Source organism: Neobacillus sp. NPDC093182, from assembly GCF_044754045.1.
Genome location: NZ_JBIVOI010000015.1, coordinates 33,893 through 52,293, shown reverse-complemented (window position 1 = coordinate 52,293; position 18,401 = coordinate 33,893). Strand labels below are relative to the sequence as shown.

Here is an 18,401-nt window from a genome sequence, read left to right as displayed (position 1 = left end):
TAAAATCTACATAAATAAGGGATTTATGTTATTAAATGCAAAATATTTTTGCGCCAAATTTATAAATTATTTTTAATGCAAAAATATTTTGCGCTATTTTGGATTATTTGTTTTAATAGAAAGATAAACAATAAGGGGAATGACTCTCATGGATCAGACAAAAATGACAGTTGAATACCTGCAGTATCTTATTTCCATGTATAAAAGGATTTTAGATGAAGTGGATGTTGGGGTCCATGCTGTAGATGCTTCAGGGAATACGGTTATTTATAATAATAAAATGGCCCAAATGGAATCGATGGACATCCAGGATGTAATGAATAAGAATCTGCTAGATGTCTTTATGTTTAAGGAAGATCAATCTAGCACACTTGTAAAAGCGCTTCAAGATAGAAAAGAGACAAAGAATGTTAAACAAACCTATTTTAATAACAAAGGCCGGGAAATCACCACCAACAACAATACCATTCCTATTTATGAAAACGAAGAACTGTTGGGTGCTGTTGAAATAGCCAATGACGTGACAAAGCTGGAACGTTTAATAAAAGGGAATATCACGCGTAAAGGTACCACTAGATATACTTTTGATAGTATTACAGGAAACAGTCTAGTGATGAAGGAAGTCATTGAAGGTGCCAAGCGTGCGGCACGGACCTCTTCTTATGTCTTAATTGTGGGAGAAACAGGCACTGGGAAAGAGCTGTTTGCCCAAAGTATACATAATGCCAGCAGTCGGTTTTCCGGCCCCTTTATCTCTCAAAACTGTGCGGCTTTACCTGATAACTTAATAGAAAGTCTTCTATTCGGCACAAGGCGGGGTGCATTTACCGGAGCCATCGACCAGCCAGGATTATTTGAACAGGCCAATGGCGGAACGTTGTTACTTGATGAGATTAATTCTCTTAATCTAAATCTTCAGGCGAAACTGCTTCGTGCACTTCAAGAAAAAACGATCCGCCGGGTTGGGGATACGAAAGATACACCAGTTGATGTTCGAGTGATCGCAAATATAAACGAGGACCCGATTGATGCGGTAACCAATAACCATATGCGGAAGGACTTGTATTACCGTCTTGGAGTTGTCACTGTCTTCATTCCGCCTTTAAGGGAGCGCACAGAGGATATCCCTCTCCTGGCCCAGCTTTTTATTAAGAAGTACAACGATCTCTTTCAAATGAATGTAAAAGGTTTATCAGAAGAGGTCGAAGCTTCTTTTCTAGAGTATGATTGGCATGGAAATGTTCGTGAACTAGAACACCTGATTGAAGCGGCTATGAACATTATGTTGGATGATGAGGAACTCATTGAGTACTCGCATCTACCCTATCAATATCGAAGCAAATTGCATGTAAAAGAAAGAAACTCTTCTTCTGTCTCCGTTGATATGTTTTTGAAAGACGGGAATGATATCACAGGTTCACTAAAGGATCAAATGGAATACTTTGAGAAGTCCTATATTGAACATGTCTTGAAAAATCATGATTACAATATTACTAGAACGGCTGATGTACTAGGACTAAGCCGCCAAAGCCTCCAGTATCGAATGAAAAAACTAAACATCAAGCATGAGTAACAAGTACTAGTAAAATTGTCCGAAATTTTTCACAATGTTTGCAGGAAATTGTCGAGAAATAGAGGAATATATAAGTAGTACATAAAAAGGAGGAGAATTTATGAAAAAGATAGTAACATTACTTTGTACTAGTTTAATTGTTTTCTTGATGTTTGTTGGTTCGGGAAATGTAGCTTTTGCACATGGCGAGTGTGGGTGTATCACAGAAGAAATTACAGGTGCTGAAAAAAATAAAATTGTTTCTGACCTTTTAAAATCAAATGAATTAAAAAACGCAAAAAAGTTAATAAAACAAGAGGGATATAAGTGGAATGGCGTAGGAAACGTTGAAGTAATATACAATGTTACCCATAAAACAATGATGATAGGTATTCCGGTAACATACTCTGATGGAACAGTCTGGACAGCAGCATTTTTTAATGGATTTTACATGGGTGTTACTCCACCTGACTCCCACGAACACTAATCTATTCTTTAAAAAAAGCTGGCCGAAGCCAGCTTTTTCCTATTCCTCTTCCTCATCCATAATCTCATCAAAAGCAGCCGATACTTTATCAAACTCATCGTCACTTTCGATAGCCGTTAAGTCTCCATCCTCATCAACTTTTAAGAAGAAAATATCAATGTCTTCTTCTGTTTCCTCTTTAATATCTTCTACAAAACCAACAGCCACATAATTGGTACCTTCTATATTGATGGAAGCTAATACTTCTACTTCCTGCTCCTGATCTGTTTCATCACTAATCGTAAAAACTTCGCCTACTTCAATATTGGCCACGTTACATCTCCCTCTCATTAAAAGAATAAGCATTTCATTCCATAAGTATCTCTAAAAAGGATGGAAATAATGCTTAAAAATAACTTATTTTTTCTCGATAACTTTAATAAATTCGCGCATATAATCCGGTAAATCCGGCGGGCGTCTGCTTGAGACTAAGTGTCCGTCGACCACAACCGGTTCATCATACCAAGTTGCACCGGCATTTTCCATATCATCCTTAATCCCAGGTGTGCTTGTTACCTTCTTACCCTGCAATATTTTTGCAGAAATTAAAACCCACCCTGCATGGCAGATTTGTCCAATCGGCTTTTTGTTGTCTTCGAAATGTTGAAGCAGTGAAAGGACTTCAGGAAAGCGGCGGATCTTATCAGGTGCCCAGCCTCCTGGAACCAATATAGCATCGTACTCTTCTCCTTTAATATCACTATAGGAGTAATCCGATTTTGCCGGAACACCGTATTTACCTATGTATTCATCCTCAGCCTTCTCACCTGCTAAGTGAACAACAGCCCCTTCTTCTCTTAGTCTTAGAATGGGATACCATAATTCAAGATCTTCAAAATCATGATGAACAAGACTAACAACTTTCTTACCTTTTAATTGCATCATTCTTCCCACCTCCTTTTTAATTATGACATAGAAAATACAAATCACAAAAAAACACCATGATTTTTTCTAATCAGTGGTGTCTACGTCAACACTTCCCGCAGAAGTATTCCCAGCGTAATCCCTATGAACATCGATGTCAGCGTTCCCAATAAAAAGTACTCCGCCCAGTTCCGGTCATCCATTTGTTTAAACCGTGCAATCGACTTTGCAGCAACAATAAATCCAATTGCGGGATACGCACTATAAAAGGTTAACACTAAGACTAGTAATCTCTCAATATAGCCAATTAATTTTCCCCGAGAGAGGTCATGTTTGCTAAAAATCGTATAGTTGTATTCTTCTGTCAATGCTCTATTACCCGTATGATTCTTGGCATATTGAGCCTCTTGCCGTTCATTTTTAAATGTATATTTACCTTCAAAGGTTAAAAGCTGATTAGGCAGGGAACCTAATAGGATTTTTATCATATGCCCACTTACACTCGTTGCAAGAATAATCACAATGATAATGAATAAAACTGAGTTTATAGCTCCTAATTCTTTCTCGTGCAGTAAAAACTTTTGGAATCCTGCAAGACTAACTCCTAAAAATAACTGTCCCGCAAGCAGAATCAGTCCAAGGTGTATGAGCTGATCAATTATAAAGAAACTAGCTCTTTTTAGGTTTTCTTCATTGCTTATTTTTAAGGTATCAAGGAGCCTAATTTTCAGGATGTCGATTAGAAAGTGACTGCTCACAATAAAGAGCAACGGAAAAATGAGACTGGTAAAAACACTTAGTTCATTAAATGAAAAAAGGTAAAAAACAGTCAGCACAAGTAGATTTACAAGAAAATGGTGGCCGGTATGCTTCTTAATATTTTTCATCTTATCTACGACCATTTCATCGGTCTGCAAATAAAAATCAGCTATGAGATGGGCGAGAATAAGGGATAATACTAGCATGGAAACTCCTCTCTGCATCATTGCTTCATATGATTTATTTTTAAATGATTTCGAACTGATTCGATTAATGATTCACTATTTGCTTTCTTCGGCTTATCGATATATGATTTTTCCTGCAGTGAATCTAGGATGGTGACCAATTCGGTAAAAACCTTAATGATTTCTTCAGATTTCCCTTTTTTATAATGACTAGAGATTGTCGGTGCTGTTTTTCCAAGCAGTTTTGCTGCTGCTTTTTGCTGCTGCAAGATAAGGTAATAAGTAAAAACCTGCTCCTGAATAGGTGTTTGCTCTTTTAACATCGTCATTTGTAAACGTAATAATGAATTGATTAAAACCTCAAACTCATTCCGGAACTGGTTATATGGGAAGTGTGATATATTTTGATAAAATTGATCCAGTTCAAATTTAAATAACGGCCTGTCTTGCTCTTGTTTTAATAAATCATTCGCATATCTTGCCTGCTTAATTAACGGGTGGATCCATTTCTCAATATCGACTTCTTCTAACTCTTTATCACTATCACCAAATGATAAACCAAAATAAGGGGTATGGTCGCTATACTTCCAAACCCTGCTTATAAAAAATGCGATAATATAGGCAGTTGAATAGCCATAACCTGCAAAAATAATTTCATCGCCCGCACGGTGTTTTACCTTGCAATGACCAAACTCCTTCATCCAAACATTAATCCAGTTTACAAGCTCATCTAGGTAATCCGTCAATTCTTCTCCCATTTCGGCGGATGAAGAGTTACTTACATCAAGTATAAAAATGGAAATAGGATGATTCATCATTACACCTTCGTATCCAAAAATTAGATTATATAGTCTAATTTTAGTTAATTTAGAGTAAATAGTCAAACTTTCATCCAATTTGATAAAAATGCTCCTATATGACCGTAAAACTCCGCCATTCTAGTGGCAGCAGTTCTTGATAGTGCCTTTGTAAAAATCGGTCGTCTACGAGCACAATGGTCCCATGGTCCTCTTCCGAACGGATTAACCGTCCACCCGCCTGTAATACCTTGTTCATTCCAGGAAATACATAGGCATAATCATAACCGCTTTTTTCCTTTTGATTAAAATGATCCTTGATAAGATTACGTTCATAGCAAAGCTGTGGCAGACCTACACCGATCACCACCACTCCATTTAACCGGTCACCCTTTAAGTCGACACCTTCTGAAAAAACTCCGCCAAGTACGGCAAATCCAACCAGCGTCTCTGTCTGATTTGGTTGGAACTCTGCTAAGAATGCTTCTCTTTCCTGCTCAGACATTCCCGAACCCTGAAGTAAGGTATGGATTCCCGGAAATTCTGTGACGAACTGTTCATATACCGCAAGTAAATATTGATAGGACGGGAAGAAGACTAAATAATTACCCGGTCGATTTTGAACTAAGGAATGGATCATGGATGCAATTGGCTCTTTTGTTCTCTCTCGGTCACGATATCTAGTCGAAAGCGGTTTGATAAAAATATCTGTCTGTTCTTCTTTAAATGGCGAAGGGATCGACAGGGTATAATCGTCCACATGCCCGCCTAGGACATCCTGGTAATAAGATATCGGCGATAGCGTGGCAGAAAAAAAGACTTTCGAACGATAGTTTTTCCCCATCTTCTGCAGCAATTTGGAAGGGTCGATGCAGAACAACTTTAGTGTCACATCATTTTTATTTTTCTCCCCATAGGTTACAAAGTGGTCATCAAGTAACTCAACTATTTTCAAAAACGCATTGACTTGAAAGTACAGATCCAGGAGGTTTTGCGCGTTCTCTTTTTGTAGATAAAGTTCAGCACCTTCATTAAATTGGGTTAACAACTCGACCAATTCTTCATCCACCTGCTCTAAAGTAAATTCACTCTGCTCTCCATGATTATTTTTCATAGAAATAAACCAAGCATTTATCTTAGAAGCACAATCATATATAACCTTATTGACAGTTTTAAATTCCTTTTTCAATTGGAGAAATGAATCTTTGTTTAAGGAGGCAGAGAACATTTCTCTCCCGCGATCAACCAGATTATGAGCTTCGTCGACTAATAAAAGTGTGGATTTCTTCTGATCCTCGAACAATCGTTTTAACGAAACGCGAGGGTCAAAAATATAATTATAATCACAAATGACAGCGTCAGCGACATAAGCAAGATCAATCGAGAATTCAAAAGGACAAATGGTATGCTTGCGGGCGTATTTCTCGATTACCTCACGATTCATAGAGGTTTCATTCGATACGATATCTAAAATCGCTTCATTTATTCGATCATAATAGCCATCAGCAAACTCACAATAATCCTTTTGACATTTCGTTTCATCCTTAAAACAAACCTTGTCCTTAGCCGTAATCGTAACGGACTTCATACATAGCCCGCAAGACCGCATTCGCTCTGCAGCCTCTTCTGCCGTTGTCCGGGTAATGGTCTTAGCTGTAAGATAAAAAATACGATTTAAATGCCCCTCCCCCATTGCTTTAACAGCAGGAAAAAACGTTGAAATCGTTTTGCCAATCCCAGTTGGTGCTTTTACAAACAAACTCTTTTCTTCTGATATCGTTTTATAAACACCGCCAGCTAGTTTCCTTTGTCCAGCACGGTAAGATTCAAACGGGAAAACAAGTTGTTTACTACTTTCATTCCGTGCTTCTCGGTGATCATAAAGTAATTTAGCATAAGGATAATAATTCTCTACTACCTCATGAGCAAAAACCTCTAAATCCTCAAATGTAAAACACTTTTTTAAATATCTCTTCTCATCACTTTCAACCTGTACATAGGTAAGCTGTACAAAAATCTCCTGAAGCTGATGATCCTTCGCATATATATAAGCGTACATTTTTGCTTGTGCCCAATGAACGGGAAGACCCTCTTCTCCAAGGTGTTCCAACGGCTGAGAGGTGGATTTAATCTCATCTATAATTACGACTCCATCACGGAATAATAAACCATCACACCTGCCGTCAATTGTAAATACGAGGTCTTTAAAAGACAGGTCAGCACGAAGATAAACTTCCTTTTGATCAGATTCTTGATATGTATGTTGGATTTTTTGGTGAATTCTGGTTCCATCTAACATCGTGGACTGTGCTCTAAACCTGGAATCAATACTGCCACTGCTATAAACATGTTCCACGAGGGTCCTAACCGCTATTTGAATGGTATTAGTCAAGAATCTCACCTTCTCCAAATAAGAATATATGTTTGAATAATATTATAACAGAATTCTTTTCTCACATAATCAATGATTAAAAAAATAGAGAACAAGAATCTACCTTGTTCTCTAATACTTATTATGAACGAATTTGACCTGTACCCTGCACAATTGCCTTTGAAGTAGTAATAGCCCTAAGCCCCATTGGTCCGCGTGCATGCAGTTTTTGTGTACTAATTCCAATTTCCGCTCCATAGCCAAATTGTTCTCCATCGGTAAAGCGTGTGGAGGCATTATGATAGACGACAGCTGCATCCACTGCCTGGAAAAATAACCGTACATTTTCATCGTTTTCACTGATTATCGCTTCCGAATGTTTTGTACTGTACTCGTCAATATGTTGAATGGCTTCCTTCACACTCTTAACTAATTTAACAGCTAAAATTGGTGCTAAAAATTCGTTCTGCCAGTCCTCTTCAACCGCTAGTTTTACAAATGGATATTGAGCAGCAAGCTCTTCATCCCCTCTAAGCTCCACTCCTTTTTCCTTTAAGGAATGAATGATTTCTGAGATATATGGCCAATCCTCATGAAGGAGAAGAGTTTCAGCCGTATTACATACTGAAGGACGGTGCAATTTTGCATTAATCGTAATATCAACCGCCATTGTTTTTTGTGCTGTATCATCAATAAATATATGACAATTCCCAACACCCGTTTCAAGTACAGGCACTGTCGCATTTTCAATAACAGATTGAATCAAACCCGCACCTCCGCGGGGAATCAGTACATCAAGATATTGATTTAGTTTAAACATTTGCGAAGCGGTTTCCCTGCTCGTATCCTCAAGCAGCTGAACGGCATCTGCTGGTATCTTACTTTCAGCTAAAGCCTCACGCATTACTTTAACAAGTGCCTTATTAGAATGAAGAGCCGAAGTACTTCCCCTTAGCAGAACCGCATTGCCCGCTTTTAAGCAAAGACTTCCTGCATCAACGGTTACATTCGGACGAGCTTCATACACCATTCCAATAACACCAAGCGGAACACGAACCGTATGAATCTGTAACCCATTCGGGCGCTCCCAAGCTTCTATGGTTTCCCCGATTGGATCTTCAAGTTCGATCAACTGGCGAATCGCTTCCACTATTTGTTCAATTCTTGCTTCGGTAAGCAATAACCGATCCAGCAAAGAAGGCGAAAATCCATTTTCCTTTCCTGCTTGAATATCTTTAGCATTTTCAGTAAGGATTAATTCTTTCTCTGTCAGTAATCGGTCAGCCATTTTTGCTAAGGCTTCATTTTTCTCTTCGGTAGAAAGAATAGCAAGTACCTTTGAGGCTAATCTTAGTTTTTTGGCCTTTTCTAGTAATTCACTCATTACAAAATTCACTCCTCTGGCAGAGAGACCCAGTTATTTCGATGAATCACTTCTGCACGTTTATTGATTGAAAAATTTTTCGTTTTCTCACCAGGTAAACCTTTGACCATTTGTAGATTTTTTGAAGAATAATAGATTTGTCCTTTGCCAATCAATTCACCTCTTTGATTGTGAACCTCGACAACATCCATCGCATTAAAATCACCAATAACATTTGTAACACCAACAGGCAGCAAACTTTTCCCATTTGTAAGAATTGCCTCTTCTGCCCCGTCATCAATCTCCACAATGCCAGCTGTATGAGAATGAAAAGCAATCCATTGCTTTTTCTTTTGCATTTGTGTCTGGAAAGAGCCTCCAATATAAGTTCCATCGCCTTTACCCTCTAAAATATTGGAAAGCTTATCCCTGCCCTGACCGGTCCCGACAAAGACACTAACGCCGAAGGAAAGTGCCTTTTTCGCTGCCAGCAGCTTCGATTTCATTCCGCCTGTTCCAACGGAAGAACCACTGCCTCCTGCTGCTTCAAGCAGGTCATCGTTAACCCTCGGAATGAAGTCATATTTCTTCGCATCCTTCATCACTTTTGGATTTCCATTATATAAGCCATTTACATCCGTTAAGATGATTAATGCATTCGCATGTAAAAACCCGCTTACAAGCGCTGACAGCATATCATTATCACCGAAGGTTAATTCCTCAATCGAAACAGAATCGTTTTCATTAATAATCGGAATAACGCCTCTTTGAAGAAGCTCCGATATGGTATTGTAAAGGTTATGAAACCGCTCAAGGCTGTAAAAATCTTCTCTAGTTAATAGAATTTGGGCTGGGACAATCCCGAACTCTTTAAATTGCAAATGATAATGCTGCATTAATAATCCCTGGCCGACTGCTGCCGCTGCCTGCTTTCCTGCTGTGGTTTTCGGGCGTGTCGGATACCCTAACGCCCCAAAGCCTGCTGCGACTGCTCCAGATGAGATCAGGATGACATCATGGCCTTGTTCTTTTATGCAGGCAAGTGCTTCTACATGATCACGGATTTTTTCTTCAGATATCGTACCTGAAGCTGTTGTTAACGAACTGCTTCCTATTTTTACAACCACAAGTTGTTTCTTCATCCTACTCTTACCCCTCTAAAAAAAATAAAAAAACGACTCTTCTGTCCTTATAAAAAGGACGGAAGAATCGTTTCCGCGGTACCACCTTCATTGATGCCCAAAAGCATCCACTTTGACTCCGTAACGAGGGAAAACGGCTTATGTTTTCATAAGCGGTGTGAATAGGGCAGGTTCAACCTCTTTCCCGTGAGAAACCTTACAGCCTGTGGGTTTCACTCTCTATCACGTTCCCAAGTTTACTAATCCCTTACCATTAACATTTTGTAATTTTATTTATTATCTATAGAAATGAGCAAAATGTCAAGAATGTTTTTTGAAAATTAAAATATTACATGAGTTCTTTAGTCTAAGTCATTTGTTACTAACTGTCCGATCAAATAATCGCATACCTTTTCCGAATTTAATCTAGCTGCGATATAGGGAGGCTGTAACCCTTTTCCTCTTCCTAGCTGGAAACCGAGCCAGAGAATATGCTCATCAATGACGACAAACGGGAACGAACATCCAGCCTCCTGCCATGAGTCGGGCTGTATTTCTGGAATGGGTTTCTCAGAAATAACGGTGAGTGTGGCGGACGGATTGCGATGAACTAAAACATTTGTCCATGACTCTGGCAAAACAATAGTTATTGGTAAGGAAATAACAATAGAAGAACGGGCATTTTCTATGTCCTTGAGAACCTTATCTAATTTTAGTGCATGGATCCACTTTAAATTAGGAAGCTGATTTTTTATCCAAGTGCCAATATCCTTTGTTCTTACACTTTGTTGATGTTTTTCTTGATGTTCAACAAGCTGTCTAATCGTTTTTCTATTGTAGACATGTTTGCGGATAAAAGCGATATTACAGACATGAATTAATTTTCCCTTTGTTCTTGTAATGGCTACATTAATGAGTCGTTCGCTATCTTTTCCAGTTAATAGCATTCCCGCCCGTTCCTGTGGATTGGAATCAACCGTATCAAAGATCATTACATCCCTTTCACTGCCCTGAAAGCGGTGAACGGTAGCTGAAACAATATCTGTAGATAATCGTTCTTTTTCATATAAATCCTGCAGCAGGAGATCCATTAAATTTGCTTGTGCCCGGTAGGGTGTTACATATCCAATGGAACGTGCACCGCCGAGATAGGATTCATGAATCAATTGAAAAGAAATCAGAGCCTGCCATAGATTTGATCTTGAATTAGAACTTTTTTCATTAATACAAAAAGCACCCATATAACTTGTATCTAAAAGGATCGCAGCCCTCCCTGGAAAAGGTGCATGATCAACGATTTTTTTTCTATTACTAAGTACACTTTCATGGTCACCTACAAGAGAATGATAAATGTATCGATTGGTAAAAGCAGAGATATCGGGATGCATCCTTCGCTGTTCTTTCAATAAAAATAAATGCGGATGGAGTTTACCCTCCTCTACCCAATCTGCCACACCTGCTCGATGAAAAATATCCTCTTTCAGCCATTCCGTGACGAGGGAGTCCCTAGAAGAAGCGATGGGCGGTAATTGTTTAAAATCTCCGCATATGATTACTCTTTTACCAAGTGAAGCCGCGAATGCTGCCTGTGGTACATAGGCCATACTTGCTTCATCCACAATAACAACATCAAATTCCTTACCATAAATAGCAGGGTCACTAGCTGCTTTGGCAAGCGTAGACCCAACGACAAGGGCATTCTTTACATACTCTATTTCTTTTTGACGTATTTTTTCAAGCACTCTTGCAATCTTTTTCTCAAGATCCAATAGCTGATTCGTATCTCTTTTACTAAAGGAACGGGCTATATCTTGTTTTAGGTTTTTTCTTTCTTCTATTAATGCTTCTTTATCTTCTACAAGACTATTTTCCTGTTTCTGTAAGAGCTGACTGATGGTAAGTGCTTCATCGCTATCTTCTCCCACCCCGGTATTAGATCCGTACCGAAGTACATCTCCTTCTTTGAAGCGGTCTTTCTTTTTAATAAATGCTGAAATTTCACTGATTAATACATCAACTGCCTGATTACTATGGGAAAGAATAAGTACCGTTTTTTCTTGAAAATATTTATTTGCAGCAACCCGTGCAAGGGTATAGGTTTTTCCAGTTCCAGGCGGTCCCCACACGAAGGTGACCGGGTTGTATTTTGAGCGCAGCACTAATTCATGAACATTGCTTTTAATCTTTTCTACGGGATGCTTTGCGGGCATCGAAGGGTTCATTAATCGGTTGACTCTTAAACGTTTCTGCTTGCTTTTGTTGACTTCATCTAACCGTTCGATGAGCTGTTCAAGCAGCTCCCAAGGATCGTGATAGATATAGGCTTCAGGGATTAAATCACCTAACGATTGCTCTAATTGAACAATGATCCCCTTCCCTTCAGAAGAAAGGGTCCGTCCTCCCTGCTTTACTCCGCCCCACATAACCGTGATGGAGGAACCAACTGGTATTTTTAATGAAAAGGCAGTGTCAAAATAATAGGTAAATGTGCCATCGTTAGATAACAGCCTGCCGTTTGTCACTCTATATTTGTTACTGCCGTATTTTTTTAAAAAAAGTATTTCATTTTGGAGCGCCTGCTGCCACTCTTTCAAATAAACTGTCTTCGTCATCGATTTCATCCTTTAAATTAAAAGCTATTTACCCTAAATGGTCAATTTACTATAGCATGTTTTATCCATAAAAATAAATCTATCGTGTAAAAAATCTCAATCTCTGGATTTAGTAAAATGTTATACATAGAATAATTTCGACGTTAAATTTTTTCTTTGCCTCCACCTGTTCGTTATAAAGTCAACAATTGATTCCCTTCGTTTTCAATTGAGTCTTTTTGCCTATTTTACGAAACAATCGTGCGTGTAATTTGTCATATTTAAAAAGATATCCTCGATAAAAAAATTGCTGTCAAGATGTGGTAAAGAAAGGAATTTTCAATCTGTAAAATGAATAGTTATTTAGTACCAGCCGAACAAGGTTGAATACTCAAAACAGGTTAAAATAAGGTCTTTATTTGTGGCTGGACACGAGGGTGAATGGGTGAAATCGTTTGATCCACCACAAGAGAGTCCGCCAACCCCTGAGCTCTTGAATCCAACCAATCCAGTCCCTGAGTTTGTTGCTGCAACTATACCAGGAGCTGTCATGAGTATCCCAAAAAACCAAAGAGTCCACCTTATGCACGGAAGAGACCTTGCGATGTGGGATGGCAGAAAACTTGGATTTTTTCTAATTGGAAATCCTGATGTTCCTGAGGCATCGGAAGGAACGTTTCCTGGTCCTACGATACGGGTGCCGCGCGGTGTAGTATTTCATAGTTATGTGGAAGCTCACGGTCAGCCTGCACACACTGTACATTGGCATGGAATCGAGCCTACTGCCATGAATGATGGTGTTGGACATACCTCCATGGAGTTGGGAGAATACACATATCAGTGGCAGCCTAATCATATCGGCAGTTATTTTTATCATTGCCATCGAAGCACGATTCAGCATTTCGACTTTGGTTTATATGATTTTCTGATTGTGGAACCGCCTGATGCCTATGATGCTAGTGATGGCAAAAATGTTGGCGGATATCCTCGTCGTACAGCAGCCAACCTAGCGAAATATCCAAATTTCCCTGGTTTTATTGGAGGCAACTTAGAGAGTGGTGATCCGCATGCCATGACCGTTCCTTATGATGTGGAAGCACTTTGGGTTATTGATGACATCGACTCCGTTTGGCGTGAGCAAGCAGATCATGTACATCAGACTTTCCCAAAGATGGGTGATGAACCGGGAGTCAATGATGATTTTCACGAAAATGACAGTGGAAGTTATGATTTCTTTGCCTTTCATGATTACAATCCTGATTACTTTGTCGTTACGGGGGTTAATTTCCCAGGACGCATTGGCAGTGCGGTATCTATCCGCCCTGGACTAACAGTTCAAGCTGGTTTAAATAGTGGTGTGGCTGGGATGCAGATTTCTATTAACGCTAAAAGAAATCAGACGATCCTTGTCCGTTTATTATGTGCAGCCTAAACAAAAATAAAGATTACCTTTCCGGTTGATGTCGTGGTTATCGCAGTCGATGGCCGGTCTCTCGGTGTACCGCCATTTGGCCGTTACAATGAACCTTTTACGATTCCAGCTGGAAAGCCGATTGAAATGTCGACTGCCCAGAGGATGGATGTGCTGATTAGGTCTAGCAGATCTTTAAGCTCATATGGTCAAATAGAATATAGACATCATTTGAGCGATGCCTTCCTCTTAAACGGAAGAATACCCATTGTGATAAAATAAATGAGCAGCAAAAGTCCTAAGTGTTTCCGGCACTTAGGACTTTTTTTATGCTTATTTAATTTTCTTTAAGCTGTCACTTACCGTCTTAATAATGAAATTGATATCTTCTTGGGTGATATTTAATGGAGGTGATAGGGTTAATACATTATTGTAGCCCGCTACAGTGGCTCCGTTTTTACCAATTAATAACCCTTCCTGCTTGCAGTTTGCAATCACTTGATTAACCAGGGTTACCTCCAAAGGTTCCTTTGTCTTCTTATCCTTCACTAATTCAATTCCTACCAATAAGCCTTTTCCACGTACATTGCCAACAAATGGATGGTCCTGAAGAAGATCACTTAATTCATTGACCACTAGTTTACCGAGGTCACGCGAGCGGTCAAAGAGATTTTCTTTTTCCATAATTTCTAGGTTTTTTAACGCCAGGGCACAAGCAGCTGGATTGCCGCCAAAGGTGTTCACATGGCGGAAATAATCATATTCTTCCGTTCCTTTAAAGGCTTCGTATATTTCTTTACGAACGGCTGTTGCGGATAACGGCAGGTACGCACTCGTTATCCCTTTCGCCATTGTGATAATGTCGGGCTTAACATCGTAATTCATAAAGCCAAAAGGTTTTCCAGTTCGCCCAAAGCCGCAAATTACTTCATCTACAATCAACAGAGCACCATGTTTTTCACAAACCTCTTTGGCTGCCTTCATGTATCCTTCAGGCGGCACTAGGATTCCCCCGCCCGTAATGATAGGCTCCATAATCATCGCAGCTATCGTTTCGCTTAGTTCCCACGTCATGGTCCGATCGATTTCTTTTACAGATGAAAGTTCCTTTGGATCACTTACATTAACATCATCCCGATAGGAATCTGGCGGAGAAACATGAATGAATCCTGGAGCGAGCGGCTCATATTTATATTTTCTTTGTGCTTGACCGGTTGCTGCTAGAGCCCCCATGGAATTTCCATGATAACCGCGGTAACGGGATACTATTTTGTAGCGATTCACATCCCCTTTTTGCTGATGATATTGACGGACGATTTTAAAAGCCGTTTCATTCGCCTCAGAACCGCTGTTTGAGAAAAAGATGACGTATTCATCGCCAAGCATCTCATTTAATTTTTCAGCCAGTTTGATAGCCGGAATATGGCTTTGAGTAAGTGGAAAATAAGCCATTTCCTTTAGCTGGTCATAAGCTGCCTCGGCAAGCTCTGTTCTTCCATAGCCGACATTCACGCACCATAATCCAGCCATTGCATCTAAATAGCGCTTTCCATCGGCATCGGTTACCCAAGAACCTTCTGCTTTCGTGGCAACTATGGTTGCATTGGGGTTATAAGGCTTCATGGAATGCCATAAATATTTATCATCCTGTGCAAGTAATTCTTCCTGCGGACGACCTGTTTGAACCATGCTCCGTCCCTCCTTTTTATGCTTCAAAACGGGATGTAATCATTTTTTTACGCGTATAGAAGTTCAAGCCGTCTTTCCCATTTACATGGAGATCACCATAGAAGGAATCCTTCCAGCCTGAAAATGGAAAGAATGCCATTGTTGCCGGAACACCAACGTTAATACCGAGCATACCCGCGTCAGCTTCTTCACGGAATTGCCGGATTGCCTTTGCATTATTTGTATAAATGGTGGCTCCATTTCCATATCTGGATTTTCGAATATATTCCAATCCCTCATCTAAATCTCTGGCACGGAGCAGGCTTAAAACGGGGGCGAAAATTTCATCCTTGGCAATGGTCATTTCAGGAGTAACATGATCGAAAATGGTTGGTCCTAAGAAATTCCCTTCTGGATGGTCACTCATTTCTTTGCGGCCATCGCGGATTAAGTCAGCACCTTCTACGATGCCTCTTTCAATGTAACCAAGAACCTTTTCGCGATGTTCTTTTCTAATGACAGGAGTTAATAATACCTCGTCATCCATTCCATTTCCGATGATCAACTCATCTGCTCTTTTAGCTAAGGCCTTAACGAATGGTTCATTGTCACCGACAACCACAACCGCACTGCATGCCATACAGCGCTGCCCCGCACTTCCAAACGTTGAAGAGATAATATGCTGTACCGCCTTATCCATATCGGCATCTGGCATGACAATATGATGATTTTTCGCTCCTGATAGGGCTTGAACTCTTTTTCCTTTCGCTGCTGCTCGTTCGTAAACATACTTTGCAACTGGCTGAGAACCAACAAAAGAGATCGCAGCAATATCTTCATGATCGAGTAATCCATTTACGACATCGTGTGCACCATGGACGACATTTAAGACTCCAGGAGGAGCTCCCGCTTCAGAGAACAACTCTGCTAGTCTATTAGCTAAAATCGGTGTCCGTTCGGACGGCTTTAACACAAAGGTATTTCCGCAGGCAATGGCTAAAGGAAACATCCAAAGCGGTACCATCATAGGAAAGTTAAACGGTGTGATGCCGCCAACCACCCCTAATGGATAGCGGAACATCTCCGAATCTATCTCTTCCGCAATACCTGATAATGTTTCACCCATCATCAAGGTAGGTGCTCCCGAGGCAAATTCTACACACTCAATCCCACGCTGAACCTCCCCATATGCCTCTTTAAATGCTTTACCATTTTCTTGGACGATCAATCTTGCTAATTCTTCATGGTTATCACTTAATAGACTATGATATTTAAAGAGTATTCTTGCTCGTTTTGGCACCGGGACCTTTTTCCACTTGTTAAACGCTTCCTTCGCAGCTGCAGCCGCCTCATTCACATCTTCTTTCGTCGAAACTGGAACTTTAGTGAGTAATTCATTTGTTGCAGGATTTGGGACATTTAGGGTCTGACTGCTGTTTGAACTTACCCAAACACCATTAATATAATTTTGTAGAACAGTTGTATCCTTTTTTGTTACGCTCATATATTCGCCTCCTAGTTAAATTAAAATCATATACATTCATTATCTCGTATAGTTGAAAGTTGTTCATTAGACATACTGTAAGATAACCCATGCATTTTCTTCCACATAATGAACACTACGTAATATTTTTCTTACTGTCCGCGAAATAGGGTGATAAATAATCTTTTACGAGCAGCATGAACTCGAATGCCACTCGTTTTTCATGGTCCATAAAATCCTTTCCAAGCAGATTCTCCAGTTTTTGGAGCCGGTGGTATAAGGTCTGCCTTACAATAAAAAGCTTATTAGCCGTTTCTTGCTTGGATCCGTTACATTCTAAATAAGTTTTTAATGTTTCTAACAGCTTGCCGTTATACTTTTTATCATGTTGAATGACTGGCTGCAGATATTCCATGACAAGTTCCTGTAAATCTACATGCTTACTGATTTGGGATATGAGGCGGTATAAATGTAAATCCTCATAAAAATACGTTTTCTCCTTGGACATTTCTTGTTGAATGCGGAGTGTTTCTTTTGCGGTTTGGCAGCTCATATGTATATCTGTTAATCGGTCAACAAACTTACCTGCTGCCATAAATATCTTTGCTGTACTCTTCTTTCTCAGAAACTCTGAATCTTCAATCGACTCGATTGCTTTTTTTATTCGATCCTTAACATTCTTATTCGGGCGATTATTTATTAAGATAAAAATGATCACATTTCTTTTTTCAACCAAAAATACAGCAAAGCCATTCTGTTCAAAAACAGACTGAAATAATAACTTAATATACGTTACATCTTGATTCGATTTCTCTTTAAATGAATGTAACTTGGCAAGTAAAACAAGGGCTTCAGTAGATTTTGGTTTTATCCCATGTTCCAATAAATATTCGTTTATACTGTCTAAAGGATGGTCCCCCTCTAACCAGCCTTGGAGCCACTCTAATTCCTCGACCCTCTTTTTTTCCTCATCATATAACGCCCTCAAGTCACTTATTTTCCTGTATTGTTTGTTTATAATAAAGGTATGAATATCCTGGGTAATTTCAACAAAGGGAACTTCTTTTTGAAAAATAATGATCGGAAACTTTTTTTGTTCCGCAATCTGGATGGCAGCTGCAGGGATTTCTGACAAATAAGTTCCCATTTCAATACAAAGACCTGCTGCATTTGTTTCTACTAGTTGATTGAGTATAGAAACAAACAGATCCTCATCCTCTTTCCATGCCACCCCTGTTGATAGGATAAGTTCATCTCCGTTTAAAAGATTTCGAATGTTTGTTACTTCGACAACGTGAACCCATTTTACTATCCGATTCAAACCTTCTTCCCCAGCTATCACGATCGCTTCTTCGAAGTGCTTCCGAGATAATATATCGGAAACCCTCAATGGTAAATGCTCCTTCATCCTATTTCTCCCAACTATCAATTTTCAAAAGAGGATTGGTTATAAGCACCAATCCCCTTTCTTCCTTCTCAACTCATCTTATGCCCAAATTCTGTTTAATAAGTAAGCTGGAAAAATACTTTCTTGCATTGGCAGTGCCAATAAGCAATGTTTCCTTTTCTTTACTCGCTGGGTGGTAAAACTCAACCGAAGCACCATCTAAGTGTTCATGGACGGCATTAATTCGAAAACCCTTTTGGATGAAAAAATCAAGCTTATCTCGTTCATTAAGATATTGTTGATAATCCGACATCGTATCCTCC

16 protein-coding genes and 1 other annotated feature are annotated in these 18,401 nt (G+C 39.5%); of the genes, 4 read left to right on the top strand and 12 right to left on the bottom strand.

Annotated elements, in window-relative coordinates:
- Window positions 1-148: 148 nt before the first annotated feature.
- Window positions 149-1,573, top strand: coding sequence for a sigma-54 interaction domain-containing protein (locus ACIQAA_RS23965; protein WP_402624629.1), 1,425 nt, complete (start codon window positions 149-151; stop codon window positions 1,571-1,573).
- 100 nt (window positions 1,574-1,673) lie between these two features.
- The gene (locus tag ACIQAA_RS23960) at window positions 1,674-2,039 is read left to right on the top strand and encodes a hypothetical protein (protein ID WP_402624628.1); all 366 of its coding nucleotides are present in this window, start codon (window positions 1,674-1,676) and stop codon (window positions 2,037-2,039) included.
- Between the two features lie 39 nt (window positions 2,040-2,078).
- On the opposite strand, the gene ACIQAA_RS23955 is transcribed toward ACIQAA_RS23960, so the two are convergent.
- From ACIQAA_RS23955 to ACIQAA_RS23920, 8 genes are all read right to left on the bottom strand, one after another.
- Window positions 2,079-2,351, bottom strand: coding sequence for a DUF1292 domain-containing protein (locus ACIQAA_RS23955; protein ID WP_402624625.1), 273 nt, complete (start codon window positions 2,349-2,351; stop codon window positions 2,079-2,081).
- Between the two features lie 84 nt (window positions 2,352-2,435).
- Complete coding sequence (locus ACIQAA_RS23950; RefSeq protein WP_402624986.1) at window positions 2,436-2,960, bottom strand: type 1 glutamine amidotransferase domain-containing protein; 525 nt, start codon at window positions 2,958-2,960, stop codon at window positions 2,436-2,438.
- Window positions 2,961-3,043: 83 nt separating this feature from the next.
- The gene (locus tag ACIQAA_RS23945) at window positions 3,044-3,907 is read right to left on the bottom strand and encodes a DUF3307 domain-containing protein (RefSeq protein ID WP_402624622.1); all 864 of its coding nucleotides are present in this window, start codon (window positions 3,905-3,907) and stop codon (window positions 3,044-3,046) included.
- 17 nt (window positions 3,908-3,924) lie between these two features.
- Window positions 3,925-4,701, bottom strand: coding sequence for a hypothetical protein (locus tag ACIQAA_RS23940; protein ID WP_402624619.1), 777 nt, complete (start codon window positions 4,699-4,701; stop codon window positions 3,925-3,927).
- Between the two features lie 97 nt (window positions 4,702-4,798).
- A complete protein-coding gene (locus tag ACIQAA_RS23935; RefSeq protein ID WP_402624617.1) occupies window positions 4,799-7,075 on the bottom strand; it encodes a helicase C-terminal domain-containing protein in 2,277 nt (758 codons plus the stop codon).
- 121 nt (window positions 7,076-7,196) lie between these two features.
- Complete coding sequence (locus tag ACIQAA_RS23930) at window positions 7,197-8,438, bottom strand: glutamate-5-semialdehyde dehydrogenase (protein ID WP_402624614.1); 1,242 nt, start codon at window positions 8,436-8,438, stop codon at window positions 7,197-7,199.
- A gap of 8 nt (window positions 8,439-8,446) precedes the next feature.
- Window positions 8,447-9,559 carry a glutamate 5-kinase gene (gene proB / locus ACIQAA_RS23925; protein WP_402624612.1) on the bottom strand — a complete coding sequence of 371 codons (1,113 nt, stop codon included), beginning with the start codon at window positions 9,557-9,559 and terminating at the stop codon, window positions 8,447-8,449.
- A gap of 51 nt (window positions 9,560-9,610) precedes the next feature.
- Window positions 9,611-9,816: a binding site (T-box leader), on the bottom strand.
- Window positions 9,817-9,900: 84 nt separating this feature from the next.
- Window positions 9,901-12,150: an AAA domain-containing protein gene (locus ACIQAA_RS23920; protein ID WP_402624610.1), complete on the bottom strand. Its 2,250-nt coding sequence runs from the start codon at window positions 12,148-12,150 to the stop codon at window positions 9,901-9,903.
- Between the two features lie 424 nt (window positions 12,151-12,574).
- Here ACIQAA_RS23920 and ACIQAA_RS23915 point away from each other — a divergent pair, with 424 nt between their 5' ends.
- On the top strand, window positions 12,575-13,561 hold the full coding sequence (locus tag ACIQAA_RS23915; protein ID WP_402624608.1) for a multicopper oxidase domain-containing protein: 987 nt from the start codon (window positions 12,575-12,577) through the stop codon (window positions 13,559-13,561).
- 33 nt (window positions 13,562-13,594) lie between these two features.
- Window positions 13,595-13,822: a hypothetical protein gene (locus ACIQAA_RS23910; RefSeq protein ID WP_402624605.1), complete on the top strand. Its 228-nt coding sequence runs from the start codon at window positions 13,595-13,597 to the stop codon at window positions 13,820-13,822.
- A gap of 51 nt (window positions 13,823-13,873) precedes the next feature.
- On the opposite strand, the gene ACIQAA_RS23905 is transcribed toward ACIQAA_RS23910, so the two are convergent.
- The 4 genes from ACIQAA_RS23905 to ACIQAA_RS23890 all read right to left on the bottom strand — a co-directional run bounded on the left by ACIQAA_RS23905 (window position 13,874) and on the right by ACIQAA_RS23890 (window position 18,391).
- Window positions 13,874-15,229 (bottom strand): aspartate aminotransferase family protein, encoded by a 1,356-nt coding sequence (locus ACIQAA_RS23905; RefSeq protein ID WP_402624604.1) that lies wholly within the window; start codon window positions 15,227-15,229, stop codon window positions 13,874-13,876.
- Window positions 15,230-15,245: 16 nt separating this feature from the next.
- Window positions 15,246-16,712: a CoA-acylating methylmalonate-semialdehyde dehydrogenase gene (locus tag ACIQAA_RS23900; RefSeq protein WP_402624601.1), complete on the bottom strand. Its 1,467-nt coding sequence runs from the start codon at window positions 16,710-16,712 to the stop codon at window positions 15,246-15,248.
- 115 nt (window positions 16,713-16,827) lie between these two features.
- Window positions 16,828-18,099: a PucR family transcriptional regulator gene (locus tag ACIQAA_RS23895; RefSeq protein ID WP_402624599.1), complete on the bottom strand. Its 1,272-nt coding sequence runs from the start codon at window positions 18,097-18,099 to the stop codon at window positions 16,828-16,830.
- A gap of 73 nt (window positions 18,100-18,172) precedes the next feature.
- A complete protein-coding gene (locus tag ACIQAA_RS23890; RefSeq protein ID WP_307301322.1) occupies window positions 18,173-18,391 on the bottom strand; it encodes a hypothetical protein in 219 nt (72 codons plus the stop codon).
- Window positions 18,392-18,401: the final 10 nt, after the last annotated feature.